We start from the raw sequence: 24413 nt of genomic DNA on the forward strand, positions 1-24413 counted from the left end.
GGATAACTCCCCCGCTGCTCCCCAACGGGAGGGTCACGACCACTTGACCACGTGTCGCAATCCCCGTACCGTCACGCTCCGTAGCGAATCGCTGGGAGAACCCCCGCAGCACTGGGAGTGTCCGAATGCCCTCTGAATACGCCAAGTCGCTGGGCGCCCGCCTGCGCTCCATCCGCCAGCAGCAGGGTCTCTCCCTGCAGGGTGTGGAGGAGAAGTCGAACGGGCGGTGGAAGGCCGTGGTGGTCGGCTCGTACGAGCGTGGCGACCGCGCCGTCACCGTGTCCCGCCTGGCCGAGCTGGCCGACTTCTACCGCGTTCCCGTCTCGGAGCTGCTCCCGGACGGCAGCGGGGTGCGCCACGAGCCCACCAGCAAGATCGTCCTGGACCTGGAGCGGCTCTACGACGAGGCCTCCGAGGACCTCGCGTACGTCGCCCGCTACGCCCGCGCCATCCAGCAGCAGCGCGGCGACTACAACGGCCGGGTGCTCTCGATCCGCGCCGACGACCTGCGCGCCCTGGCGATCGTCTACGACGCCTCGCCGTCGGGCCTGATCGAGCGGCTCACCGAGCACGGCGTGCTGGTGGCCGACCCCCGGGCGTTCTTCGCGTCCTGAGCTGTCGCACCCGAAAGGGCCCGTGCCGGACGGCACGGGCCCTTTTCGGTGGTGCGGGCGCTCAGCGGGTCGCGTACTCGGCGATGCGGCCGAGCACACCGTTCAGGAAGCGCGGCGAGTCGTCGGTCGACATCTGCCGGGCCAGCTCCACCGCCTCGCTGATCGCCACCGCGTCGTCGATCTCGTCGACGTAGAGCAGCTCGTAGACCGCGATCCGGGCCAGGTTGCGGTCGACGACCGGCATCCGGTCCAGCGTCCAGCCCTCGGTGTAGCTGGCGATCAGCTCGTCGATCCGGTCCAGGTGCGCGGCGACCCCCTCGACGAGGCCGACCGCGTAGCCCAGGTGCTCCGGGTGCGGCCGCTCGATCCGCTGCAGGTAGCCGGCCAGGACCTCCACCGGCGGCTGGTCGCGGAGATCGGCCTCGAAGAGCACGTCCAGCGCCCGCTTGCGCGCCTTGCGACGCGCCGGCATCTGCTGCTTGGGACCCTCGGCCATCAGGAGCGGCCGAGGTAACGGCCGTCGCGGGTGTCGACCTTGATCTTCTCGCCGGTGGTGATGAACAGCGGAACCTGCACGGTGGCACCGGTCTCGACGGTGGCCGGCTTGTTGCCGCCGGTCGAGCGGTCGCCCTGCAGACCCGGCTCGGTGTAGGTGACCTCGAGCACGACGCTGGTCGGCAGCTCGATGTAGAGCGGGACGCCCTCGTGGGTGGCGACGGTCGCCTCGGCCTCGGGCAGCAGGTAGTTGGCCGCCTCGCCGACGGTGCCGCCGGGCACGGTGATCTGGTCGAAGGTCTCCAGATCCATGAAGACGAAGTCCTCGCCGTCGGCGTAGAGGTACTGCATGGTGCGCTTGTCGACCGTGGCGGTGTCGACCTTGGTGCCCGCGTTGAAGGTCTTGTCGACCACCTTGCCGGAGAGCACGTTCTTCAGCGTGGTACGCACGAACGCACCACCCTTACCGGGCTTGACGTGCTGGAACTCGACGACGGACCAGAGCTCCCCGTCGAGGTTGAGTACCAGGCCGTTCTTCAGGTCGTTGGTGGTGGCCATTTCCTGCCTTGATCATCAATTGGCGGACAGACTGGCCAAGTCTACTAGCTGCGCCAAGTCGCGCCTTCGGGGCGGCGGGCGGCGAGGTGGTGCAGGGCGAGCCGGTAGCCGTCCACCCCGAGGCCGCAGATCACCCCGGTGGCGACCGCGGACACCACCGAGTGGTGCCGGAACTCCTCCCGGGCGTGGATGTTGGAGATGTGCACCTCGACCAGCGGGCCGCGCAGCAGGGCACACGCGTCCCGCACCGCGTACGAGTAGTGCGACCAGGCGGCCGGATTCAGCACCACCGCGGCGCCCTCGTCGGCGGCGGCGTGCAACCACCCGAGCAGCTCGTGCTCGGCGTCGGTCTGCCGGACCGTCACGTCCAGGCCCAGCTCCCGGCCGGTCGACTCGCAGAGCGCCACCAGGTCCGCGTACGTCGTCGAGCCGTAGACCTCGGGCTGGCGGGTGCCCAACCGGCCGAGGTTCGGCCCGTTCAGCACGTAGACCTTCACGACTGCGCCACCTCGTCGTACGCGGCGCGCAGCAGGGCGTCGTCCGGGCCCTCCAGGATCGCCGGGCGGGCCAGCCCGTCCAGGACCACGAAGCGCAGCCGGTCGCCCCGGGCCTTCTTGTCCACCCGCATCGCGGCCAGCAGCTGCGGCCACGCGTCGGTCCGGTAGCCGGTGGGCAGGCCGAGCGCGGCGACCGTGGCGCGGTGCCGGTCGGCGGTCGGGGCGTCCAACCGGCCGGCGAGCCGCGCCAGCGCGCCCGCGTAGACCAGGCCGACGGCCACCGCGTGCCCGTGCCGCCAGCGGTAGCCCTCCACCTTCTCGATCGCGTGCGCGAGGGTGTGGCCGTAGTTGAGCACCTCACGGACGCCGGACTCGCGCAGGTCACCCGAGACCACGTCGGCCTTGACCCGGATCGCCCGCTCGATCAGCTCCCGGGCGACCGGACCGGCCGGGTCGGTGGCCGCCACCGGGTCGGCCTCGACCAGGTCGAGGATCACCGGGTCGGCGATGAACCCGCACTTGACCACCTCGGCCAGCCCGGCGGCCAGGTCACTGGACGGCAGGCTGTCGAGGGTGGCGAGGTCGGCGAGCACCCCGGCCGGCGGGTGGAAGGCGCCGACCAGGTTCTTGCCGGCGTCCGTGTTGATCCCGGTCTTGCCGCCCACGGCGGCGTCGACCATGCCGAGCAGGGAGGTGGCCACCGGCACCCAGCGCACCCCGCGCAGCCAGCACGCGGCCACGAAACCGGCCAGGTCGGTCACCGCGCCGCCGCCCACGCCGACGACCGCGTCGGTGCGGGTGAACCCGGCCGCGCCGAGCTTGTCCCAGCAGGCGGCGGCGACGTCGATCTGCTTGCCCGCCTCGGCGTCCGGCACCTCGATGGTCAACGGGACGACGCCCGCCGCGCCCAACCGCTCGCCGAGCGCGTCGGCCAGGGCCTTCAGCGGGGCGGCGTGCAGCAGCGCCACCCGGGTCGCCCCGGGTAGCAGGCCGGGAAGGGTGTCGAGCAGGTCACGTCCCACCAGCACGTCGTACGGCCGCTCGCCGCCGACCGGGATCCGGGTCACGTCGTCCATCGCGGGCAGCCTAGTCCAGCCGGGAGCCGTCAGCGCCGCAGCAGCGCGGCGATCTCCGCGGCGATCTCCTCCGGGGACCGCCCGTCGGTGACCACCGTGGCCGTGGCCACCTCCGCGTAGAGCGGGCGACGCTGGTCCATCAGGTGCTTGAGCGTGGCCCGCGGGTTGATCGCCAGCAGGGGGCGTCCGGCGCCCAGACCGACCCGCTTCACCGCGTCGGACAGCTCCACCGACAGGTGCACCACCACGTGTCCCACCAGCCCGGCGCGGGTCTCGTCGGCGAGGACCGCGCCGCCGCCGAGGGCGAGCACCCCGTCGCAGGAGGCGAGCGCCGCGGCCACCGCGGCCCGTTCGAGCGTACGGAAGTGCGCCTCGCCCTCGTCGACGAAGATCTCCGGGATCGGCTTGCCGGCCAGCGTCTCGATGTCCAGGTCGGTGTCGCGGAAGTCCACCCCGAGCGTGTCGGCGAGCGCCCGACCGACGGTGGTCTTGCCGGAGCCGGGCGCACCGACCAGCACGCAGACCGGCCGGGTCACCGGATCACCAGCGAGTCCAGGTAGCCGGCGAGGTTGCGGCGGATCTCCGCCACCGAGTCGCCGCCGAACTTCTCCACCGTCGCCTCGGCGAGCACCAGGGCGACCATCGCCTCGGCCACCACCGCCGCCGCGGGCACCGCGCAGACGTCCGACCGCTGGTTGATGGCGGTGGCCGGTTCGCCGGTCGTCACGTCCACGGTGGCCAGGGCGCGGTTGAGCGACGAGATCGGCTTCATCGCGGCCTTCACCCGCAGCGGCTCGCCGGTGGTGATGCCGCCCTCCAGCCCACCGGCCCGGTCGGTGATCCGGCGCACGCCGGTGGCCGTGGGCACGATCTCGTCGTGCGCCTCGGAGCCCCGCGAGCGGGCCTGCTGCCAACCGTCGCCGATCTCCACACCCTTGATCGCCTGGATGGACATCAGCGCGGCGGCCAGCCGGGCGTCGAGCTTGCGGTCCCACTGCACGTGGCTGCCCAGGCCCGGCGGCACCCCGTACGCCAGGACCTCGACCACGCCACCGAGCGTGTCGGCGGCCTTCTTCGCGGCGTCGACCTCGGCGACCATCCGGGCGCTGGCCTCCGGGTCGAGGCAGCGCAGCGGGTCGGCGTCGATACGGTCGGCGTCCTCCGGGCGCGGACGCAGGCCGGGCTTCGCGGCGACCGAGCCCAGCTCCACGACGTGCGAGACGATCTCGATGCCGAGGGTCTGCTTCACCAGGGCCTTCGCGACGGTGCCGACCGCGACCCGGGCGGCGGTCTCCCGGGCGCTGGCCCGCTCCAGGATCGGCCGGGCGTCGGTGTGGCCGTACTTCTGCATGCCCGCGAGGTCCGCGTGCCCCGGCCGGGGGCGGGTGAGCGGCGCGTTGCGCGCCTGCCCGGCGAGCTCCTCCGCGTCGACCGGGTCGGCCGCCATCACCGTGCGCCACTTCGGCCACTCGGAGTTGCCCACCCGCACGGCGAAGGGGCTGCCGATGGTGACGCCGTGCCGCAGGCCACCGATGATCTCGACCTCGTCCTGCTCGAACGACATCCGCGCGCCCCGGCCATAGCCCAGTCGGCGGCGAGCCAGCTCGGCGGCGATCTCGCCGGTGGTCACCTCGACCCCGGCGGGCACCCCCTCCAACAGCGCGACGAGGGCGGGTCCGTGGGATTCACCTGCAGTCAGCCAGCGCAACACAGCGGCAAGTCTGTCACGCCGGGTGGTCGATCCGGTGCGGTGCCCGCCCCGTCCCGCCCTGCGGACGAGCACGCCCGGCCCGCGAACGCCGCGACCCCGCCGGCCCGCACGCCGCCGGCGGGACGCGCCGCGGGCGCACCGCGACAATGCCGGCCCCGGACCATCCGCGTCGGGCCGGAACGACCCGCGCCCGCGGGTCAGATTCCTCGGCCGCGCCGGTGCAGCGCGCGCAGCACCGCGTCGGGGCGCACCATTCGGCCGGCCACCGCGAGCGCCAGGTAGGCCCGCGGCTCGCGGGGGTTGCGGCGGAGCGTCTGCCGGGCCCAGTGCACCGCGTCCCGACGCTGGCCGGCGGCGGCACGGGCGAAGGCGATCTGCCCGGTGACCCGCGCCCGCCCGGCCGGCTGGGCGGCGAACTCGGGATAGCGGTCGAGCAGCCACTGGAGGGCGGCGGCGATGGTGTCCCAGCGCTGGGCGAAGTACGAGCGGGGGTGCCAGCGCACCAGCACGTACGGGGTGGGCAGGTTGACCAGCGGCGCGTCGCGGGCGACCCGGAGCAGGAACTCGTAGTCCTCCGCGTAGCTGCCCGGGATGTCCTCGTCGACCAGCCCGAACCCGTCGCGCAGCGCCGTGGCGCGCATGAGGAACGTGGACGGGTGCAGCTCGGTCAGCCGGTCCCGGAGCAGGTCGGCCAGTGTCACCCGGTCGAGGTCCAGCACCCGGTCGACGTGCCGCCCGTCGTAGTTGACCCGGATGCCGCAGCTCACGAACTGGGCGCGCGGGGTGGCGGCGAGGGCGGCGACCTGGGCGGCCAGCTTGCCCGGCAGCCACTCGTCGTCGTCGTCGCAGAACGCGACCAGTTCGCCGTCGACCGCGAGGGCGCCCGTGTTGCGCGCGCCCGCCAGACCGGGGGTGCGGTCGTTGCGGACCACCCGGACCCGGCGGCCCGGCCGGGACAGCTCGGCCAGCGACGGATCCGGTTCGGAGCGGTCGTGGACCACCACGACCTCGATCGCGCCGGGGTGCTCCTGGTCGAGGATCGCCCGTACGGCGGCGCGGAGCAGCTGCGGCCGGTCCCGGGTGGGCACCACCACTCCGACGCTCGGCGCGGCGGTCACCGGCCCCGCCCCGCGCCGTGATCCCGCCCCGCGCCGGAAACCGCGCCCGAAGCCCCGCCGGGAACCACGCCGTCACCCGGTCTCGCCCACGCCCGCCACCAGGGCCGCCGGCGGGACGCGGCGGCGACCAGGTCGTCCACGATCTGCCCGACCCGGGCCACCGCCGCCCGTTGCGCGGCCTGCGCTCCCGGGTCGGCCGCCACCGTGTAGCGCGCCGGGTCGGCCAGCCCGGCGGCCAGCGCGTCGCGCAGCGCCTCCCTCGACTCGCAGAGAGCCACCAGGCCGGCGGCGCCGAGGCGTCGGGCGAAGAGCTGCTGGTGGTCGTCGACGTGCTCGCCCCGGGCCGGGTCCCGGGGGACGACGATCGGCAGGCGCCCGTGCCGGCGGGCCTCCAGGATGGTCGCCGGCCCGCCGTGGCAGACCACGAGGTCGGCGTCGGCCAGCGCGGCCTGCAACGCGTCGTGGCGGAGGAACGGCACCGCGCCCGGCAGCGCCGGTGATCGCGTGTGCCCGTGCTGGACGGTGAGGCGGACGTCGGCGGCGGCGTCGCCGTGCCACTCCTCCAGCCACCTGACCAGCCGCTCGAACGGGTGCGTGTCGGTGCCGACGGCGAGCAGGAGGGCGAGGCAGCCGGTGCCGACAGCGTCGCGTTGCCTCGGCACCCGCCCATGCTCGCCGAGGTCGGACCGCACCGCCGGACCGGTCACGACGATCCGCTGGTGGACCGGCGCCCCGCCGGTCAGGTCCCCGGTCACAGCAGCGTCCCCACGACGGTCGCCTCCGGGTACTGCCGGCGCTGCTCGTCCCACTGCACGAGCATCACCGAGAGGAACGGCCGGCAGAGCCGCGCGGTCAGCGTCGGGGTGTCGATGCGGTCGTACACCTCGATGTAGACGGTGGGGATGCGCCGCAGCCGGGCCAGCACCACGAACGGCACGGCGACCCCGGCGCCGGTGGTGACCACGGCGGCGATGCGCCGACGACGCAGCACCCGCCAGGCGAGCCGGGTGTTGCGCAGCAGGTTGGGCAGGTTGCGGGTGGTCGGGTGGTGGGCCGCCACCACCTGCTCGTCGGCGAGCAGCGACACCGCCTCCGGGGTGTCGAAGGTGACCCAGCAGCGCGGCCACCGCTCGAACCACGGCCGCAGGGCCAGCAGTTGGGCGAGGTGGCCGCCGCTCGACCCGACCAGCAGCAGGGTCGCGGGACCCGCGTCCTCGTTGTTCCTGTCCACGCGACTCCCCACACGCTCGCTTGGATTCCGGTCGGCGTTCGGCGGCAGCCCTCGGGCCGACCGGCCGGCGGATGGTGACGGCCGGAGGGGTCAGCCGATGCCGCGCGCCCACGAACGGTGCGACCGACCGGGGGCCAGCCCCCGACCACCGTCACGAGTGGCAATTCTTCCGTCACTCTCCGGCACGGGTCAACGCCCATCGGCGTGGCGATAAGTCCGGATCCCGGCTGAACGCGCCGCCGTGACCTGCAACAACGCCGGATGAAGGGCCGCGTTCCAGCCCGCCCCGGCATCCGCCAGCCGCCACGTCCGCAGCCACAGCTCCAGCAGGTACGCGTCGACCACCAACCGCCGCTGCTCCGGCGCGAGGCCGAGCCGGTCGCCGTACCGGTCGAGTTGGGTGTCGACCGCGCGCGCGGCGGCGGCCGCCGACTGCCCGCGCAGCACCAGGGCCCGCTGGAAGGCGTCGTGCGCCAGGTCGAAGCCGAGCGGCACGTCGGCTCCACTGTGCTCCCAGTCCCAGGCGACCAGCCGGCCGGCGTGCCGCCCCAGGTTCCACGGCACCCAGTCGCCGTGCCAGTGTCCGAACTCGACGTATGTTCCGCCGTGCCGCCGTTCCAGGTCGGCGACCGCCGCGAGCGCACGCCGCCCGGACGGGTCGGCCGCCGCCGCCCGCGTCGCCTCGGCGGCCAGGCGGGACAGGAACGGCGACCCGGTGAGCGGCCGGCGCTCGCCCGCCGGTCGACCCCGCCGGGCGACCGCGAGCAGCGCGTCGACCGGGGGCGGCTCGGTGACCGGCATCCCGCGTACCCGTGGTGGCAGGGGCTCGACCACCGCGACCACCTGCCCCGCCCAGGTGATCTCGGTGAGCAGGCGGGGCGTCAGCGGGTGCCCGGGCGTCCCGCTCGTCCCGGCGAGGGCACGCAGCGCCGCCGCCTCGGCGGTCACCAGGGCACGGGTCGCGCCGTTCCAGCCGATCTTCGCGTAGCCGCGGGGCCGGGCGGCCGCGTCGAAGAGTTGGAGGGTGGGCTTGTGGTTCGGGTCCGGTGGTCGTACCCCGCAGGCGGCGTGCAGCGACGCGCCGCCCAACTCCCCCGCGAGCCGCCCGGCCAGCAGCGCGTCGCCGAGGCTGACACCGGCGGGCAGCGACACGGTGAGGGTGGGAAAGGCCGGGCCGGCCACGCCGAGTCGGGACAGCCCACCGAGGGCCGCCCGGACCGCGCGCACGCTCGGCGGACGCAGCGCGTTGTACGCCAGCAGCGCCGCCGCCGTGACCCGGGGCGCGCCGAGCGGCAGCAGGAACCGGGCCCGGGACAGCGACGGCACCACCGCGTACCGGGCGACGGCGCGCTGCCCGGTGGGCGGGGCCTGGCCCACCGTGAGGGTGACCCGGCCGTCGCCGAAGAGAGCCCGACACACCCAGCCCAGCCCGTCGGCGCGCGACCGCGGGTCGGCCGACGGCACGCCCCGCCGGCTCACGCCGACACCCCGTCCCGGTGAGAGCCGGCGGCCGGGCCGCGCCCGACGGCGTTCCCGCTCACCGCGCCCGGTCCGGCCAGTCGAGGTCCAGTCCGAGCCGCCGCCGGAGCTCGTCGTTGTGGGGCCGGTAGTACGCGGTCAGCTCGGCGCGCAGCGCCGACCCGAGCGGCGCCGACCGGCGCTCGTTGTAGACCTGGAAGTCGGGCAGGTCGTACGGGGGCAGCCCGAGGAAGTCCAGCGTCCGACGGTAGGTGGCGCGGGCGTCGCGGTAGAGGTCCTCGCTGGCCAGGACGAGCAGCCGCTGCCGATCGAAGGCGTCGAGCCACGGCTTGAGGTGTTCCAGGTAACGCCCCCGGGCCCGGTAGCTGTACCAGTCGTGGCGGTGGCTGTGGTAGCCCGGCTCGGCGATCAGCCGCTCCCGCTCCCCCGCCGTACGCGCCTCCTCGGCGGCCAGCGCCTCGGCGAAGCCCAGCGGCTCGACGCCGTGCGTCCGCCGCTCCTTCCAGTGCGAGTACGCCCGCTCGACCGGGTCGCGCAGCAGCACGATCAGCCGTACCGAGGGCATCAGCGCGGCGACCCGCCCGGCGGCGAGCGGGTGGAACATGTACAGCGGGGCGGCCTCGCCCACCCGCACCGGCCCGCCGTACCGGCTCTCCAGCAGGCCCCGCTGACGGTCGGTCGGGAAGTGCGAGCGGTACCACGCCTCCCCCCGGGACCAGTTCTCCTCGAAGTAGTGCGTCGCCTTCGTGTTCCAGGCCGGGAAGAGGCGCGGCACCAGCGGGTGCTGGATCAGGTAGTTCCACAGCGAGGTCGTCCCGCCCCGCTTGGTGCCGATGATGAGGAAGTCCGGCAGCGGTCGCCGGTCGCTGGTCCGCACCCCGTAGTCCACCAGGGACTCCTTCACGCGCCGGGTCACCTGGGTCGGCACGAACTGCTTCACCCGGTCCCGCATGGACGACACCGCGGACGTCACCTGCCCCTCGTCGGCGCGGGAACGCCGGGCGGCGGTGCCGCCTCCCGCCCACGCAGCTGTTCCACCGTCGCCCGGACCCGCCGCCGCACCCCGGGCATCGTCGCCAGGCCGGCGCCGCCGGCGGCCAGCACGCCCAGCGCCAGCACCAGCCCCGGGATGCCGCGTCCCGCGACGGACGCGCCGGCCAGCGCCGCGCAGCCGACCGCGCCGACGGTCACCGACGCGGCCCGCCCCAGCGCCCGATCGACCAGGGGCTGCCCGACCACGACCCGGGCGCAGCCGGCGGCGGTCAGGTTCTCGGTGACGATGCCGGCCGCCCAGGCCAGGGCCGCGCCGGTCGCGCCGTGCCCCGGGATCAGGAGCAGGCCCAGGGTGACCGTGACCAGCAGCCCGGCCAGCGTGGCGGCCAGGTGCAGCCCGCTGCGGCCACCCATCAGCAGCAGACTCTGGACGTTGCCCACCCCGGTGTTGACCAGCATGGCCAGGGCGAGCACGGCCAGCGCCGGCGCGCCGGCGCCGAACTCCGGGCCGAAGAGCGCGAGGAACGCCGGTCCGAACGCGGCGAGCAGCAGGTAGACCGGCCAGGAGAGCACCAGCGACCAGGCGGTCAACTGCCGGTGCACCGCCGCGGCGGCGGCCCGCTCGCCGAGCCCGAGCAGCCGGGACAGCTGCGGTGACACGGCCACCCGCAGCCCCTGCATGGCCAGTTGGCCGGCGAGGACGTACCGGCCGACCGCGCCGAAGACCCCCGCGTCGGCCTGCCCGGCCAGCACCGTGGTGAGCAGGACCCCCACCCACATGCTGCCCGCGTCGATCGCGGCCGAGGCGGCCCGGGGCAGCGCGAACCGCCAGAACGTCGACCAGTCGGCCGGCGTCGGGCGCAGCCGGGCCCCGGCGGGCACGCCGAGCGGGCCGGCGACCAGCGCGAGGCAGACCAGCAACGCCAGCGCCGCGGGGACCAGCCACCCGGTCATGCCGGCCAGCAGGCCGCCGCCGGTCAACGCCGCCGCCCCGACGAGCGCCGGCCGGGCGACCGGCAGCAGGACGAACTGCACCCCGACGTACGCGCGCATCGGCCGCACGCAGCGCACCACCGCGAGCAGCAGCGTCATCCCCACGACCACCGGAACCACCGCGAAGGTGACCGCCAGCAGGGGTGGGCCCTCGGCGCCGGAGCCGTCCAGCAGCCGGGGGGCGAGCGTGTCGGCGGCCAGCGCCCCGGCGGCGGCGACGAGCACCGCGGCGAGCAGCGGCGGGAGCAGCGCCACCGGCAGCACCCGGGCGGCGTCGCCGCGTACGCCGCTTCGTCGCCGGGGCAGCGCCCACATGAGCCCGGTCTCCGCGCCGAGGGTGCAGACGCCGGTGGCGACGGTGACCACACCGATCGCGGCGAAGAAGGCCCCCGCGCCGGTCGGGCCGTAGCCCCGGGTGATCACGACCGCGAGTAGGAAGCCGAAGAGGCCGCTGGTGGCCGCGCCGAGCAGGCCGGCGATGCCGCTGCGGGCGCTGCGCCGGGTCTCGGCGGCACCGTCGACACCGGACCCGGCCGCCCCACCCGGCGCGCCGGCCGGCGGGTGCGCGGCGGCGGTCGCGCCCGTGCCGCGGGGGTGCGCGTCGGCGGCGGGGGCGGTCACGCGGGCACCGCCACGCGGGGCCGGGCCCGGCCGGTCGACCCGGCGCGCGCCTCCCGCCCGGCCAGCACCATCGCGACGGCGATCGCGTAGCAGGCGACCGCGATGTTCTGGTTGGCCATGCCGTAGAACGGGATCTGCGCCAGGCACACCACCGGCACCACCGCGAGCCACTGGCCGGCGGCCGAGGTGGCCCGCGCGCAGATCACCGCCGCGACGACGAACCAGGCGAGGAAGCAGAGCAGCGCGGGCACGCCGTGGCTGAACAGCACCAGCCAGAGCTGGCCCTGGGTGCCGATCGGCGCCTCCGCGGAGACGGTGTCCACGTCGATCGGCGCGCCGTAGCCCAGCCACGGTGAGTCCCGCACCCGGTGGAGCACCTCGGCGTAGAGGGACAGCCGGTCGGTGGTGCTGTCGCTGCGGCGTACCCGCTCGTTGATCAGGTCGGCGACCGGCACGATCCAGGCGGCGACGGCCGCCGCGACCACCACCCCGACGACCGACAGGGCGACCCGGGGGTTGCCCCGCAGGCTCGCCCGCAGGCCCAGCACCGCCAGGCCCACGCCGAGGCTGAGGAACATCGCCCGGTTCAGGGTGAGGAACGCCGGCGGGAGCGACAGCGGCACCGAGGCGAGCAGCAGCCAGCGCAGCGGCCCCCGCCGCCACAGCAAGACGAAGCCGACCACGCACGGCAGGGTCATCGCGTACGCGCTGCCGTAGGCGTTCGTGTACGCGTACGGTGCCGCCGGTCGGTAGATCGGGTTCAGGGAGCGGGCGCTGAACTCGCTGGCCGCCAGGTGCACCATGTCGTGCACGAACGGGACCTGGGCGAGCGTGTCCGGGAGCAGCGCCTCGACCGGCGTGGTCAGGTCCAGCCTCGGTGCCAGCACCCCCAGCCAGCCCAGCACCACGAGGCCCAGCCAGAACGCGCAGAGCGGCACCAGCACGGCCACCAGGTCGGCGCGGTCCCGGGCGGCGGCGTACGCGTACACGCCGACGACGAGGGCGGTGACGTAGAAAGCGAGCCGCAGCGCGAAGGTCAGCACCGCGGTGCCCGACGGCAGTTGGGTGGCGCTCACCACGACGAGGGCGAGGAACAGCAGCCAGATCCCCGTCGCCGGGGGCAGTGGCACCCGGCCCCGGGTGAGCAGCAGGGCGAGCAGCAGCCCGCCGGCCAGCGGCCAGCCCAGGTAGAAGACGCCGGCCAGCCACCAGATCGGCACCAGGCCGAACATCACCGCCAACGGCCAGATCGGCAGCAGCGGCGGCGCGGGCACCGGCGACGGCGCGGGCGGCACCGCCGGCCGGGGGGCTCCCCCGGCCGGGTCGGTGCTGGCCGGTGCCCGCGTCACCGCCACGGTCAGACCCGGCCGCTGCGGGTGAGCACGAAGCCCAGCGGGGTCACCCCGGCGGCCCGCAGGCGGTCCACCAGCCGACGCAGGTCGCCCTGCCGGGTCCGGTCCCGCTCCACCACCACCACGGCGGTGCCCTGGCGGGCGACGGCGACTCCCCGTTCGTCCGCCTCGGCGGGCGGGGCGTTGTAGAGCACCAGCTCGTGGTCTGCGCCCTGCCGCCAGGTGCCGATGCGGATGTGGCCGAGGCCCACCGCCACCTCGTCGACGCCGGCCGGGCGACCGTTCGCCCCGCCGTGGCCGTAGCGCGGACGGGGCAGCGTGAGTGTGGCGTCCGCCTCGGTCGACGGGCGGGCGCCCGGCGGGTGCGGGGAGGGCCGCCGGGCCACCAGCGGCCGCACCCCGCTCCCGGGGGCCGGCGTCCCCGCCGGGCGGGGCTTCGGCACGATCCGCTGGGTCGGGTCGGCGCCCGCGTCGAGGCGGACCCGGTCGACCAGCACGGTGTCGCGCAGCAGCTCCCCGCGGCCGCTGTCGTCGGCCACGAAGACGTCGCGTCCCTCCGCGGCGAGGGCCACCGCGAGGCCGGCCGTCAGCGGGGTCGGGTCCTCCCGGGCGGTGACCAGCGAGACCCGGGCCGGCTGGTGCACCCGCTCGGCGATCGCCATCGCCACGTAGCGCAGGTCGGCGTCGACCGCCCGACGCCCGGCGCGCAGCCGCGACTGACGCACGGTGCCGAGCAGCGGCAGGCCGGTCAGCTCCCGGCCGTCGGCGACCGACCGGACCCGCCGGTCCACCGACTCGACGAGGTACGCGAGCACCACCCCGGCGAGCAGGCCGCCCAGCAGACCGGCGAGCAGGTGCAGGGGTCGGGTACCGGCGGCGGAGACCAGGGCCCGCTCGGCGACCTGGGTGACCCAGCCGGGGTTCACGTCGACGGCGGCGATCTCGGTGCGCGCGGCGTTGAGCTGGGTGAGCTGGCTGTTGATCCCGGCCAGTTCGGCCACCGCCGCGTCCGCCCCGGCGGCGCCCCGCACCGCACCGACCCGCCGCTGCACCACGCCCTGCTGGGCGACGACCTTCGCGATGCTCTCGTCGTAGGAGCGGAGCATCTCGGCGCGCTGCTGCTCGTACATGGTGCGGCGCACGTCCAGGTATGCCTCGGCGGCGAGGTTGACGCTGCGGACCGCCCGCTGCGGGCCGGGCGCCCGGTAGAGGAAGCGCAGGATCTGGCCGCCGGTGGGCACCTCGACCTCGAGGGCGTCCCGGACGTCCCGCGGGTCGTCGCCGACTGCGTCGGCGAGCCGCTGCACCACGGCGGTGCCGGTGGCGATGCCGCTCTCCACGTTCATGTTGACCGCGCGGTCCGCTCCCGCGCCGCTGGGGGTGAACGCGTCGGTGACGACCGGCCGTACGGCGACCACCGCGCTGGCGGTGACCGCCGGCGGCACCAGGAGCAGGTAACCGAGCGCGGCCAGCAGACCGGCCAGGGCGGCGCCGGCGACCAGCCGCGACCGGTGCAGCGGCACGCGGAGCAGGTCGCTGAGCGTCAGCGTGCGGATCGGCGGGCCGGCCATCGCGCGGCCGGGAGCCCAGGGAACGGGCACAGGATCAGTCATGGAACTTCTTCACCGTCTGTTGGGGATTGCCCGCGACCACGACCGCGGGTGGGACGTCCTCCCGGACCACCGTCGCCGCGCCGACCACCGAGTCCCGGCCGATCCGCACGCCCTTGAGGACCAGCGCGTGCGCGCCGATCCAGACGTTCTCCTCGACCACGATCGGCGCCCGGGTGAACCGGCTCGGCGGCTCGTGCCGCTGGGCCGGCGGCAGGTTGTGGAAGTCGCTGTCCAGGAGTTCACAGTTGGACAGCAGGCAGCGGTCGCCGACCGTCACCGACGTCCAACTGCCGATCCAGGTCGCGTTGAGCAGGCAGTCCGCCCCGACACGCACCTCGCCCGACCCGGCGAAGCGGACCAGCTTGTTGAGCCGGGTGCGGTCGCCGATGTGCACCCGAACTCCGCGGCGCAGCCGGATCCGGCCGCGGATCTCGACGTCGCGGCCCAGCGTCAGCCCCCGATACCGCAGCCGGTACCAGGCACGTTTGGCCGCGAAGACCACCCGCACCGCCCGGCGGCCGCGTACGCCACCCGCGGTCACTGCACCGAGAAGAACATCGACGGTGTGGCCCAGCTGAGACCCGCCACCGGGCTGACCGGAGTGGTCGCCGCGCCGTTCACCGCCGGGGTGGCGGTCGGGTCGAACGGCACGGCACGCAGCGCGCCGTCCGTCGCCCCGTGCACGATCCGGCCGCCGACCCAGGCCATCCCGCGCACGTTCGACCAGGTCACGCCCGTGGTGGGCAGGGTGAACTCGGTGGCGCCGAGATAGTTGCCGTCGGTCTCGAAGTAGCGGTAGTAGAGCGCGTTGGCGCCGCTGCGGGTGTAGTAGAGCCGGCCGCCGAGGAAGAACGCGCCGGTCATCGCGGCCGGGTTGAACCAGTCGTTGTAGCCGGACGCCTCCCAGGGGACGCCGATGGTGCCGCCGTTGAACATCGAGATGTCGATCCGGCTGCCGGTGGGGCTGCCGGCGACGGCCCGCGACCAGTAGATCCGGTCGTCGACCCGCCAGGTGGCGCCGGCGCCGGTGTAGTTGGCCTGGGTCGCGGTCGTCGGCGCGCCGAGGGCGCTGCCGCTGAAGGGCACCCGGGCAACCTGCCCCGGGGCGACGGACACGTAGAGGTTGCCGCTGGTGGCGGTCGGCGGGGTGCGTGGGGTGATGGTGCGTCCGCCGGCGAGCGGGAACATCCCCAGCCGGCCGTGGTACTCGTCGCCCATGCCGTCGGAGTTCTGCCCGAAGTGGAGACCGTCGGGGCCGCGCCACAGCACCGGCACCGAGGAGCCCCACCCGGTCGCGCCGGCCGGCAGCGCGGAGCCTCCGCTGCGTCTCGGGTTCCAGTTGACCGGCAGGCCGGTGGCCGGGGTGACGGCGGCGATGCCGAGCCGGTCGATGGCGCCGGGCCCGGCGGCGTCGCTGGCGTGGGGGTTGTTCAGCCAGCGGAAGTGGCCGCCCAGGTAGATGACGTTGTCGGCCACCTCGACGGAGGTGATGGTGTCGGTGCCGGTGTAGTCGACCCAGGTGCCGAGCTGGCCGGCGCCCCGGGCGCCGGTCTCGAACCGGACCAGCGCGTCGCAGTACGCGGCCGGCCAGCCGGCCCCGCCGTTGGTCCCGACGACGAACCAGCTGCCGTCGGCGCCGAACTCGACGTCCTGCACGTAGTGGACGAAGGTCTCAGGCCAGGCGCACGGCGGCACGAACTTCTCCGTGCTCCAGTCCAACACGCTCGGCGTGCCGGCGAGGTTGACCAGGGCCAGTTGGTTGCGGGGCAGGCCGTTGACGGCCTGGAAGTTGCCGCCGACGGCGAGGGTGCGGCCGTCGGCGGTGACGTCGATGGTCCACACGTACGACGAGGTGCCGTGCCGGCCGACGGTGGCGTCGACGGTGAAGCTCGGGTCGACGGCGCCGGTGGTCGCGTCGAGCCGGCCGAGGCCGGCGTGCGCGGTGCCGTTGAGCCAGTTGAACGCGCCGGCCACGTAGAGCTGGTTGCCGTGCAGCGCCAGGTCGCGCACGGTGCCGCCGTCGGAGCGGCCGACCCAGCCGCCGATGGTCGCGCCGGTGCCCGGGTGCAGCGCCACCAGGTTCTTGCGGGACACCCCGTTGACCGTCTTGAAGGCGCCGCCGACGATGAGCGTCCCGCCGGGGCCGGCGACCAGGGTGTTGACGGCCCCGTCCAGCGCCGGCAGGAAGCTGCCGGAGATGGCTCCGGTGCCGCGGTCGTACGCGAAGAGGTAGGGCCGGGTCAGCCACGCGGAGCCGGCGGTCTGCCGGATCTGGGTGAAGGTGCCACCGACGTAGACCGTGTTCCCGATCTGGGCGAACGCCCGCGTCTCGCCGTCGCGCGCGTGCGGGGTGGTGTCGGCCGGGTTCGCCGAGACCAGGGTCGCCGGTTGCGGGACGGGGAGCACGGCGGCGCCGGCCGCCTCGGCCGGGACGGTGAGCACCGCGGCGACGAGGGCCAGGGCGACCGCTCCCGCCCGGGTGCGGGGCCGACCGGCGGGACGCCGGCGGAACGGGATGTCGGGCACGCTGCGCCTCCATGCTGGACGAGAACCCGGAAAGCGTGCCTCGCCCACGGTGATGGGTGATATCCACCGATTGGGCCGTCAGTGTATCCGCAAGATGACAGTGAGTAGCGGGTCGGAAGTCCGACCCCGTTCATCGACGTTCGTTCACCTGTCGGTCACAGTTGCCGGCCCGTAACCGAACGGTGGCGGCTGCCGCAGATAGTCGTCGCGTCCCGCGCGGGCGAAGCCGGCCAGGGACGACGCATCGTGGTTCATCGTCATGTCACAGGTGGCGGAGGTGCTGGTCATACCGGCCGAGTTGAAGTAGACGGCCGCCTTGATCTTCGGATGGGCCCGCAGCGCCGCCGGGAACTCCTCGAACCAGCGGCGCTTCGCGGTCGGGTCGGCGGCGTCGAAGTTCGTGCCGAACTCGGCGAGCATCCGCGGCTTGCCGGCCCCGAGGCCCTGCTCGTCCAGCCAGCGGTAGAACGTGCCGATCGTGGTGCCGGGGCTCTTCCACACCCGACTGCCGTTGCAGACGTGGAAGTTGTAGGGGTCGTAGGCCACCCAGTCGACGTACCGGTCACCGGGGTAGAGGCCGCGGTAGCGGTCGTAGTGCCCCGACCAGCCCATCATCGTCCAGACCCAGACCGCGTTGTCCGCGCCGGCAACCGCGAACCGGTCGTGCACGTGCCGCCAGGCGCGCACGAACTCCGCGTCGGTGCCCTTCGCCGGCTCGTCCTCCGGCTCGTGGTCGAAGCCGAGGAACACCGGGGCACCGACGTCGCGGATCCGACCGGCGACCGCATCGATCGTCGCGTCGTACCGGCCACTGTAGACGTCGGCCCAGGTCAGCACCGTTCCGGTGGCGAAGATGCGGGACTCCCAGGCGACGAAGAGCAGCCGGCCCTCGCGCATCTGCTGCCGCTCGTAGCCGTCCGGGAAGGCGCCGTTGCTGCCGGCGTTGGAGAAGTCGTGGTAGCGGTGCACGATGTCGAAGCGCCGACCGACCTGGGCCTCCACCTCGGCGAACGCCCGACCGTGGTCCCAGCCGTCGGCCGGGCCGGCCGGCGCGTACATGCCCCACCAGGCTCCGCAGGACGGCACCAGGAGCGGGGACACCGCGCCACAGGCCCCGGGGCTCCCCGACGGGCCGGGCGTCCCGCTCGACGGGGGACGGCTCGGGCGCACCGTCGGCGCCGGCGTCGACGGGGAACTGGGCGCGACCGACGGCGACGTGGGCGCGGCCGGCGCGGTGACCACCGGCGACGCCGGGACGCCCATGCCGTACGTCAGCAGCAGGCGGGGGCGCAGCTCCGGATCGCGGTGCTCGGTGGCAGCCCAGTAGACGCGCGCGTCCAGCCCGGTCTGCGCGAGCGACAGCGTCCAGGTGCCGTTGCCGGTGATCAGCGCGGAGACGTCCCACTCGTTGAACCCCGGCCGGACGCCCGCCACGGTGTCGAGCACCGGCTCCGGCGTCACCGGAGCCGGGCGCGCCGCGGCCGCGTCCACCCGGGAGCCGTGCGCGCTCACCGTCGCGGCGTACGCCTGCCAGGCGTGCACACGCAGCGTGGCCCGCACGTTGGCCGCCCCGGCGGGGACGCCGGACACGGCGAACCGGACCACCGCGTCCCGGCGGCCACGCGGGTTTCCCTCGCAGGGGGCCGGGCAGGTGGCCAGCGTCGTCTTGGCGGCATTGTCACCGTCCTGCGGCACCGTGGTCGCCGTCGTGTCGGCCACCGCCCGCAGGGCGAGGTCGTCGGCGGCCAGCAGCGGCATCATCGTCGCCACGAGGCCGGCGACCACCGAAGCGCCGAGCGTGCCGAGCAGCACGGCCCGGCGGCGGGTGCCGTGGTGTCGGAGACGGTGCTGTCCGCGCCTGCTCACAAGCCACTCCCGGTGTCCATCGTGGTCACGCAGAGCAGCGTATCCATGAACACGGCGTGTCACGCAGAGGTTGCGCACAGCTAAGCGCGTCTTAATCCTCGGCTAAGACCGGCCACAGTGGTGCCGGCAGGGGTCAGCGCCCGCGGGCCGCGGCGAGCGCGGCGGCCATCGCCTCGCGCGGTGCGGCGACCCCGGTGAACTGCTCGAACTGGCCGAGCGCCTGGGCCAGCAGCAGGTCGAGACCGGAGACGACGCGGCAGCCGGCGGCCGCCGCGGCGGCGGCCAGCGGGGTCGGCCACGGGTCGTAGAGCGCGTCGAAGAGCACCGTCCCGGCCCGCCAGGCGACCTCGGCGGCAGTCGGGTCGGCGACCCCCTTCGGCACGGTGGAGAGCACCACGTCGACCACGGCGTGCCGGGCCGCCTCCGCCCAACCGGCGCCGGTCATCGGCACCCCGACGGCCTCGGCCACCGGTCGCAGCTCTTCGACCGCCTCCGGGCGACGCGCCACCACGGTCACCTCGCGGGCGCCCAGCCCGGCCGCCGCGGCCAGCGCCGCCCGCGCGGTCCCGCCCGCGCCCAGCACGGTCACCGAGGCGCCCGGCCGCACCCCCGCCCCGGTCAGCACCTCGACCATGCCGGCGACGTCGGTGTTGTCCGCGTACCAGGAGCCGTCCGGGCGGCGTACCAGCGTGTTGGCCGCGCCGACCGCGGTCGCGACCGGCGACGCGGCGTCCGCCACCGCGAGCGCCGCCTCCTTGCCGGGCATGGTCACCGACAGGCCGGCCCACTCCGGACCGAGGCCGGCGACCAGCCCCGGCAGCTCCGACGCCGCGCACTCGATCCGGGTGTACGACCAGCCGGTCAGCCCCGCCGCCGCGTAGCCGGCGTTGTGGATCACCGGGGAGAGCGAGTGCGCGATCGGCTTGCCGAGCACCGCCGCCCGCCGTCGACCGGTCATCAGATGATCCCGGCCTCCCGGGCTCTCGCCATGTTGCGCTCGTGCTGCGGATAGGTGTCGGCGAACGCGGAGTGCCCCTCCTTGTCGATCGCCACGAAGAAGAGCCACTTGCCGGGCGGCGGGTCCATCGCGCCCTCCATGGCCAGCTTGCCCGGGTTGTTGATCGGGGTCGGCGGCAGGCCCCGCAGCTTGCGGTTGTACGGGTTCTTCGGGTCGTCGAGCTCGGCGTCGGTCATGTCCTTCGACGCCTTGGTCGGCCGGCCAACCGACTCCAGGTAGTAGTTGACGGTGACGTCCATCTCCAGGCAGTTGCACGGGAACTCGCCGTAGACCCGGTTGTAGGCCACCCGGGCGACCTTGCCCAGGTCGTCCTTGTTGCCCGCCTCGGCCTGCGCCAGGGAGGCGACGATCATCGCCTCGTACGGCGTGATCCCGCCGCGCTCCTTCTGCACCCGGTCGGCGAACTGCAGCTCACCGGTGACCGAGAGGAAGTTGTCGACCATCAGCTTGAGGATGCTCTCCGCGGTGGCCTTCGGTGGGATCTCGTAGGTGTCCGGGTAGAGGAAGCCCTCGATCGACGGCCTGACCTTCTTGTTGTCGCTGCGCTTGAACCACCAGTCCGGCACGCCGAGCGCGATGGGGTCCTTCGCGGCGGCCTCGAAGTCCTTCACCGGGATCTTCGTGTGGTCGGAGAGCAGCTTGTAGACGTTCTTGGCGGTGCGGCCCTCGGGGATGGTGACGCCGTTGACGACCCGGTTCTTGAGGTCGAGCATCGCCGCGACGGCGCTCTCGCCGCTCATCTGCTTGCGCAGCTTGTAGAGGCCCGGCTGGATGTTCTTGCTGCGCGAGTTCTCCTCGGCCGCCTCGATGAACGCCTTGGTGCTCTTGATCACCCCGGCGTCGTAGAGCGCGACGGCCATGTCGGCGATCAGCGCGCCCTGCTTGATCTCGACGTTGACCTCGCCGGTGCCGGCCCCCTCGTAGTCCGGGGTGACGAAGTAGCTCTGGATCCGGTCGAAGCCGTAGAAGGCGCCGCCGCCGATGCCGCCGAGGAGGACCAGGGCGAGCAGCAGGGCCAGGACTGTCTTGCCCCGCCCACCCGACTTGCCGTTCCGCTTACGGACGAAGCTGCGCCGGTGTCGGCCCTTCTCCCCCCGCTCCGGTTCGTCGAAGCCCAGATCCAGATCGTCGATCATTACGTCCGCCTCCGCTGCGCGTCCAGCCAGCTCTGCAGAATCTCCACCGCGGCGGCCTGGTCGACAACCGCACGTTGACGTTTGCCCCGGACACCACGCTCGGCAAGCCTACGAGAAGCCACGACCGTCGACATCCTCTCGTCGGTGAGCGTTACCGGCACGGGCGCTATTACATCGGCAAGTCGGTCAGCGTACCCCTTCACGTGGACCGCCGCGGGGCCGTGTTTGCCGGCGAGATTGACCGGAAGGCCGACGACGACCTCGACGGCCTCGTGTTCGGCCACCAGCGCCGCGAGCTGGGAAAGGTCGCTCGGCACGGCGTCCGGAGCGGCCGTGAGGTCCCGGGCCAGGGTGACCAGCGGGGTGGCGAGCACCCCGTGCGGGTCCGACCGCGCGACACCCACCCGGACCTGCCCGACGTCCACCCCGAGCCGCACACCGCGCGACAGGTCACTCACCGAGGGTCACTCCCCCATCGACGAACCGGGGCGGACCGTGTGGTCCGCCCCGGCGCACCCGATCGTCCATCACGCCTCGGCGATCGCCTTCTCGACCGTGAGCAGCAGGGTCGGGGCCTCCGCCGCCGGCAGCCCGCCGCCCTGCGCCAGGTCCGGGCTGCCGCCGCCCCGTCCGGAGAACGCCGCCTTCACCAGGTCCGACGCGGCCAGACCCCGGGCGCGGGCGGCCTGGTTGACCGCGACCACCAGCGACGCCTTGCCGTTGCTGCGGGCGGCCACGGCCACCACCGCCGGCCGCGCCGGGTCGATCTTGCCCCGGATCTCCTGCGCCAGGGTCCGCACGTCGTTGCCGGCCGCGCCCTCGGGCGCCTCAGTCCCGACGTACGCGACGCCCCGCACGTCCTTGGCCTGCGCCGCGAGCGCCGACGCGCCGCCGAGCACCAGCTGCGCCCGGAGCTTCTCCAGCTCCTTCTCCGCGTCGCGGAGCTGCGTGACGGTCTGCTCGACCCGGTCGGCCACCTGCTCCGACGGCACCCGGTAGAGCTCGGCGAGCCGGGAGACCAGCAGGTGCTCGCGGGCCAGGAAGTTGAACGCGTCCATGCCGACGAGCGCCTCGACCCGGCGGACCCCGGAGCCGATCGACGACTCGGAGAGGATCTTCACGAGGCCGAGCTGGGCCGAGCGGGCCACGTGGGTGCCGCCGCACAGCTCCCGGGCGTAGTCGCCGACCTCGACGACCCGCACCTCCTCGCCGTACTTCTCGCCGAACAGCGCCATCGCACCGATCCGCCGCGCCTCCTCCAACGAGGTGATGAAGGCGTGCACCTCCAGGTCGGCCAGCAGCACCTCGTTGACCTGCTGCTCCACGTCGCGCAGCACGCTCGGCGCCACCCCGGTCGGGGTGTTGAAGTCGAACCGCAGGCGACCCGGGGCGTTCAGCGAACCGGCCTGGGTGGCGGACTCGCCGAGGAAGTTGCGCATCGTCTGGTGCACCAGGTGGGTCGCCGTGTGCGACCGGGAGATGGCCCGCCGCCGGGTGGTGTCGATCTCGGCGAAGCCGGTGTCACCGGGGCGCACCTCGCCGCGGACCACCCGGGCCCGGTGCACGATCAGGCCCGGCACCGGCTGCTGCACGTCCAGCACCTCGAGCTGGCCGCCGCCGACCGTGATCATGCCCTGGTCCGGTTGCTGGCCACCGCCCTCGGCGTAGAACGGGGTGGTGTCGAGCACCAGCTCGACCGTGTCCCCCTCGGTCGCCCCGCCCAGCGGGCCGGCGGTGCCGAGCAGCGCCCGCACCCGGGACTCCCGAGCGACCTCGCTGTAGCCGGTGAACTGCACCGGACCGCCCTCGTCGAGCACCGCCCGGTACGCCGACACGTCGGTGTGCCCGGTCTTGCGGGCCTGCGCGTCGGCCTTGGCCCGGGCCCGCTGGTCGGCCATCAGCCGGCGGAAGCCCTCCGCGTCGACCTGCAGGCCCTGCTCGGCCGCGATCTCCAGCGTCAGGTCGATCGGGAAGCCGTACGTGTCGTGCAGCTGGAACGCCTTCTCACCGGAGAGGGCCGCGCCGCCCGCCGTGCGGGTCTCCGCGATCGCGGTGTCCAGGATCGTCGTGCCGGCGCGCAGCGTGGACAGGAAGGCGTCCTCCTCCGCGTACGCGTAGTCCGCGATCCGGTCGAACTCCGAAGCCAACTCCGGGTAGGACGGGGACATGCAGTCCCGGGCCACCGGCAGCAGCTCGGGCAGCGCCCGGTCCTGCCAGCCCAGCAGCCGCACCGAGCGGATCGCCCGGCGCATGATCCGACGCAGCACGTAGCCGCGCCCCTCGTTCGACGGGGTCACCCCGTCGCCGATCAGCATCAGCGCGGTCCGCACGTGGTCGGCGATCACCCGCAGCCGTACGTCGTCCGGGTGCGACTCGCTGGCCACGTGCCCGGAGCGCGCGCCGTAGCGCTTGCCGGTCAACGCGGCCGCCTTGTCCAGGATCGGCCGGACCTCGTCGATCTCGTAGAGGTTGTCGACCCCCTGCAGGATCGACGCCATCCGCTCCAGGCCCATGCCGGTGTCGATGTTCTTCGCCGGCAGCTCACCGAGGATCGGGTAGTCCTCCTTGGTGGTGCCCGGACCCCGCTCGTACTGCATGAAGACGAGGTTCCAGAACTCCATGTAGCGGTCCTCGTCGACCGCTGGGCCGCCCTCGCGGCCGTACTCGGGGCCCCGGTCGTAGAACAGCTCCGAGCAGGGGCCGCACGGGCCGGGAATGCCCATCGACCAGAAGTTGTCCGCCTTGCCCCGGCGGACGATCCGCTCGGTCGGCACACCCACCGACCGCCAGATCTCGTACGCCTCGTCGTCGTCCAGGTAGACCGTCGGCCAGATCCGCTCCGGGTCCAGCCCGAACCCACCGTCGGCCTGGGACTTGGTCACCAGGTCCCAGGCCAGCGGGATCGCCCCGGACTTGAAGTAGTCACCGAAGGAGAAGTTGCCGTTCATCTGGAAGAACGTGCCGTGCCGGCTGGTCTTGCCGACCTCGTCGATGTCCGGGGTGCGGATGCACTTCTGCACGCTGACGGCCCGCGGGTAGGGCGGGGTCTGCTGCCCCAGGAAGTAGGGGACGAACTGCACCATGCCGGCGTTGACGAACAGCAGGTTCGGGTCGCTGATGGCGGGCAGCGGAGCGGACGGCACCACCGTGTGGCCGTTCGCCTCGAAGTGGGCGAGGTACCGCCGCTTGATCTCCGCCGTCTTCATCGCTGGTGTTCCTCCGGAAAGATCTCTCGATCGCCGATCCGCGGGTCCTCCCGCAGCTCGGCGAAGTGGTCGTCGAACGCCTCGCCCTGCGCGAACGCGTGGTGGATCTCCTGCTCGCGCTCGGCCATCCCGACCCGGACGTCCTCCACGAAGCTACGCAGCGACTCGACCAGGCCGCCAGCGGATTGCGCCATGCTGCCCGCGATGCCCGCCGGGGTGTACGACTGCGCGGTCCGGGTGGCCTTGCGGACCACGACCACCCCGACGGCGAGCCCGACACCCAGCCAGAACAACCGTCTCATGCTTCTCG

General features: G+C 74.1%; 23 protein-coding genes. 1 reads left to right on the forward strand and 22 read right to left on the reverse strand.

What is annotated here, in order from left to right; genetic code table 11:
• Positions 1-125 precede the first annotated feature (125 nt).
• Entirely contained in the window at positions 126-614 is a 489-nt protein-coding gene (gene bldD, locus GA0070620_RS10475; protein ID WP_013285505.1) for a transcriptional regulator BldD, read from the forward strand.
• Positions 615-675: 61 nt separating this feature from the next.
• On the opposite strand, the gene nusB is transcribed toward bldD, so the two are convergent.
• The 22 genes from nusB to GA0070620_RS10585 form a co-directional block, all read right to left on the reverse strand.
• Positions 676-1086, reverse strand: a complete 411-nt coding sequence (gene nusB, locus GA0070620_RS10480) for a transcription antitermination factor NusB (protein ID WP_172836571.1) — start codon at positions 1084-1086, stop codon at positions 676-678.
• Positions 1087-1109: 23 nt separating this feature from the next.
• Positions 1110-1667: an elongation factor P gene (gene efp, locus GA0070620_RS10485; protein ID WP_091589681.1), complete on the reverse strand. Its 558-nt coding sequence runs from the start codon at positions 1665-1667 to the stop codon at positions 1110-1112.
• Between the two features lie 44 nt (positions 1668-1711).
• Complete coding sequence (aroQ, locus tag GA0070620_RS10490; protein WP_091589682.1) at positions 1712-2164, reverse strand: type II 3-dehydroquinate dehydratase; 453 nt, start codon at positions 2162-2164, stop codon at positions 1712-1714.
• The gene (gene aroB, locus GA0070620_RS10495) at positions 2161-3240 is read right to left on the reverse strand and encodes a 3-dehydroquinate synthase (RefSeq protein WP_091589683.1); all 1080 of its coding nucleotides are present in this window, start codon (positions 3238-3240) and stop codon (positions 2161-2163) included. The genes aroQ and aroB overlap by 4 nt, the downstream gene beginning before the upstream one ends.
• Before the next feature lie 29 nt (positions 3241-3269).
• Positions 3270-3776, reverse strand: a complete 507-nt coding sequence (locus GA0070620_RS10500) for a shikimate kinase (protein ID WP_091589684.1) — start codon at positions 3774-3776, stop codon at positions 3270-3272.
• Positions 3773-4951 (reverse strand): chorismate synthase, encoded by a 1179-nt coding sequence (gene aroC / locus GA0070620_RS10505; protein WP_091589685.1) that lies wholly within the window; start codon positions 4949-4951, stop codon positions 3773-3775. Before aroC ends, GA0070620_RS10500 begins: the two co-directional genes overlap by 4 nt.
• Positions 4952-5148: 197 nt before the next feature.
• A complete protein-coding gene (locus GA0070620_RS10510) occupies positions 5149-6069 on the reverse strand; it encodes a glycosyltransferase family 2 protein (RefSeq protein WP_091589686.1) in 921 nt (306 codons plus the stop codon).
• Positions 6066-6761, reverse strand: coding sequence for a glycosyltransferase (locus GA0070620_RS10515; RefSeq protein ID WP_091598486.1), 696 nt, complete (start codon positions 6759-6761; stop codon positions 6066-6068). The genes GA0070620_RS10510 and GA0070620_RS10515 overlap by 4 nt, the downstream gene beginning before the upstream one ends.
• A gap of 59 nt (positions 6762-6820) precedes the next feature.
• On the reverse strand, positions 6821-7300 hold the full coding sequence (locus GA0070620_RS10520) for a glycosyltransferase family 28 protein (RefSeq protein ID WP_091589687.1): 480 nt from the start codon (positions 7298-7300) through the stop codon (positions 6821-6823).
• A 189-nt stretch (positions 7301-7489) separates the two neighbouring features.
• Entirely contained in the window at positions 7490-8779 is a 1290-nt protein-coding gene (locus GA0070620_RS10525) for a hypothetical protein (RefSeq protein WP_091589688.1), read from the reverse strand.
• A gap of 58 nt (positions 8780-8837) precedes the next feature.
• Positions 8838-9740: a sulfotransferase domain-containing protein gene (locus tag GA0070620_RS10530; protein ID WP_172836572.1), complete on the reverse strand. Its 903-nt coding sequence runs from the start codon at positions 9738-9740 to the stop codon at positions 8838-8840.
• 8 nt (positions 9741-9748) lie between these two features.
• Positions 9749-11386: a lipopolysaccharide biosynthesis protein gene (locus GA0070620_RS10535; protein ID WP_091589689.1), complete on the reverse strand. Its 1638-nt coding sequence runs from the start codon at positions 11384-11386 to the stop codon at positions 9749-9751.
• Positions 11383-12681 carry an O-antigen ligase family protein gene (locus GA0070620_RS10540; RefSeq protein WP_377520538.1) on the reverse strand — a complete coding sequence of 433 codons (1299 nt, stop codon included), beginning with the start codon at positions 12679-12681 and terminating at the stop codon, positions 11383-11385. Before GA0070620_RS10540 ends, GA0070620_RS10535 begins: the two co-directional genes overlap by 4 nt.
• A gap of 62 nt (positions 12682-12743) precedes the next feature.
• On the reverse strand, positions 12744-14351 hold the full coding sequence (locus GA0070620_RS10545) for a P-loop NTPase family protein (protein WP_231922323.1): 1608 nt from the start codon (positions 14349-14351) through the stop codon (positions 12744-12746).
• Entirely contained in the window at positions 14344-14892 is a 549-nt protein-coding gene (locus GA0070620_RS10550) for an acyltransferase (protein WP_231922324.1), read from the reverse strand. The genes GA0070620_RS10545 and GA0070620_RS10550 overlap by 8 nt, the downstream gene beginning before the upstream one ends.
• Positions 14889-16868, reverse strand: a complete 1980-nt coding sequence (locus tag GA0070620_RS10555; RefSeq protein WP_377520536.1) for a hypothetical protein — start codon at positions 16866-16868, stop codon at positions 14889-14891. Before GA0070620_RS10555 ends, GA0070620_RS10550 begins: the two co-directional genes overlap by 4 nt.
• A gap of 153 nt (positions 16869-17021) precedes the next feature.
• Positions 17022-18743 carry a glycoside hydrolase gene (locus tag GA0070620_RS10560; protein WP_091589691.1) on the reverse strand — a complete coding sequence of 574 codons (1722 nt, stop codon included), beginning with the start codon at positions 18741-18743 and terminating at the stop codon, positions 17022-17024.
• Positions 18744-18876: 133 nt separating this feature from the next.
• A complete protein-coding gene (locus tag GA0070620_RS10565; protein ID WP_091589692.1) occupies positions 18877-19701 on the reverse strand; it encodes a shikimate dehydrogenase in 825 nt (274 codons plus the stop codon).
• Positions 19701-20897 carry an endolytic transglycosylase MltG gene (gene mltG / locus GA0070620_RS10570; protein WP_091589693.1) on the reverse strand — a complete coding sequence of 399 codons (1197 nt, stop codon included), beginning with the start codon at positions 20895-20897 and terminating at the stop codon, positions 19701-19703. Before mltG ends, GA0070620_RS10565 begins: the two co-directional genes overlap by 1 nt.
• Positions 20897-21355 carry a Holliday junction resolvase RuvX gene (ruvX, locus tag GA0070620_RS10575; protein ID WP_091589694.1) on the reverse strand — a complete coding sequence of 153 codons (459 nt, stop codon included), beginning with the start codon at positions 21353-21355 and terminating at the stop codon, positions 20897-20899. The genes mltG and ruvX overlap by 1 nt, the downstream gene beginning before the upstream one ends.
• Positions 21356-21424: 69 nt before the next feature.
• On the reverse strand, positions 21425-24103 hold the full coding sequence (alaS, locus tag GA0070620_RS10580; protein ID WP_091589695.1) for an alanine--tRNA ligase: 2679 nt from the start codon (positions 24101-24103) through the stop codon (positions 21425-21427).
• Positions 24100-24405: a hypothetical protein gene (locus GA0070620_RS10585; protein WP_091589696.1), complete on the reverse strand. Its 306-nt coding sequence runs from the start codon at positions 24403-24405 to the stop codon at positions 24100-24102. The genes alaS and GA0070620_RS10585 overlap by 4 nt, the downstream gene beginning before the upstream one ends.
• Positions 24406-24413 lie beyond the last annotated feature (8 nt).

This window comes from Micromonospora krabiensis (assembly GCF_900091425.1).
Taxonomy (GTDB): Bacteria; Actinomycetota; Actinomycetes; order Mycobacteriales; family Micromonosporaceae; genus Micromonospora; species Micromonospora krabiensis.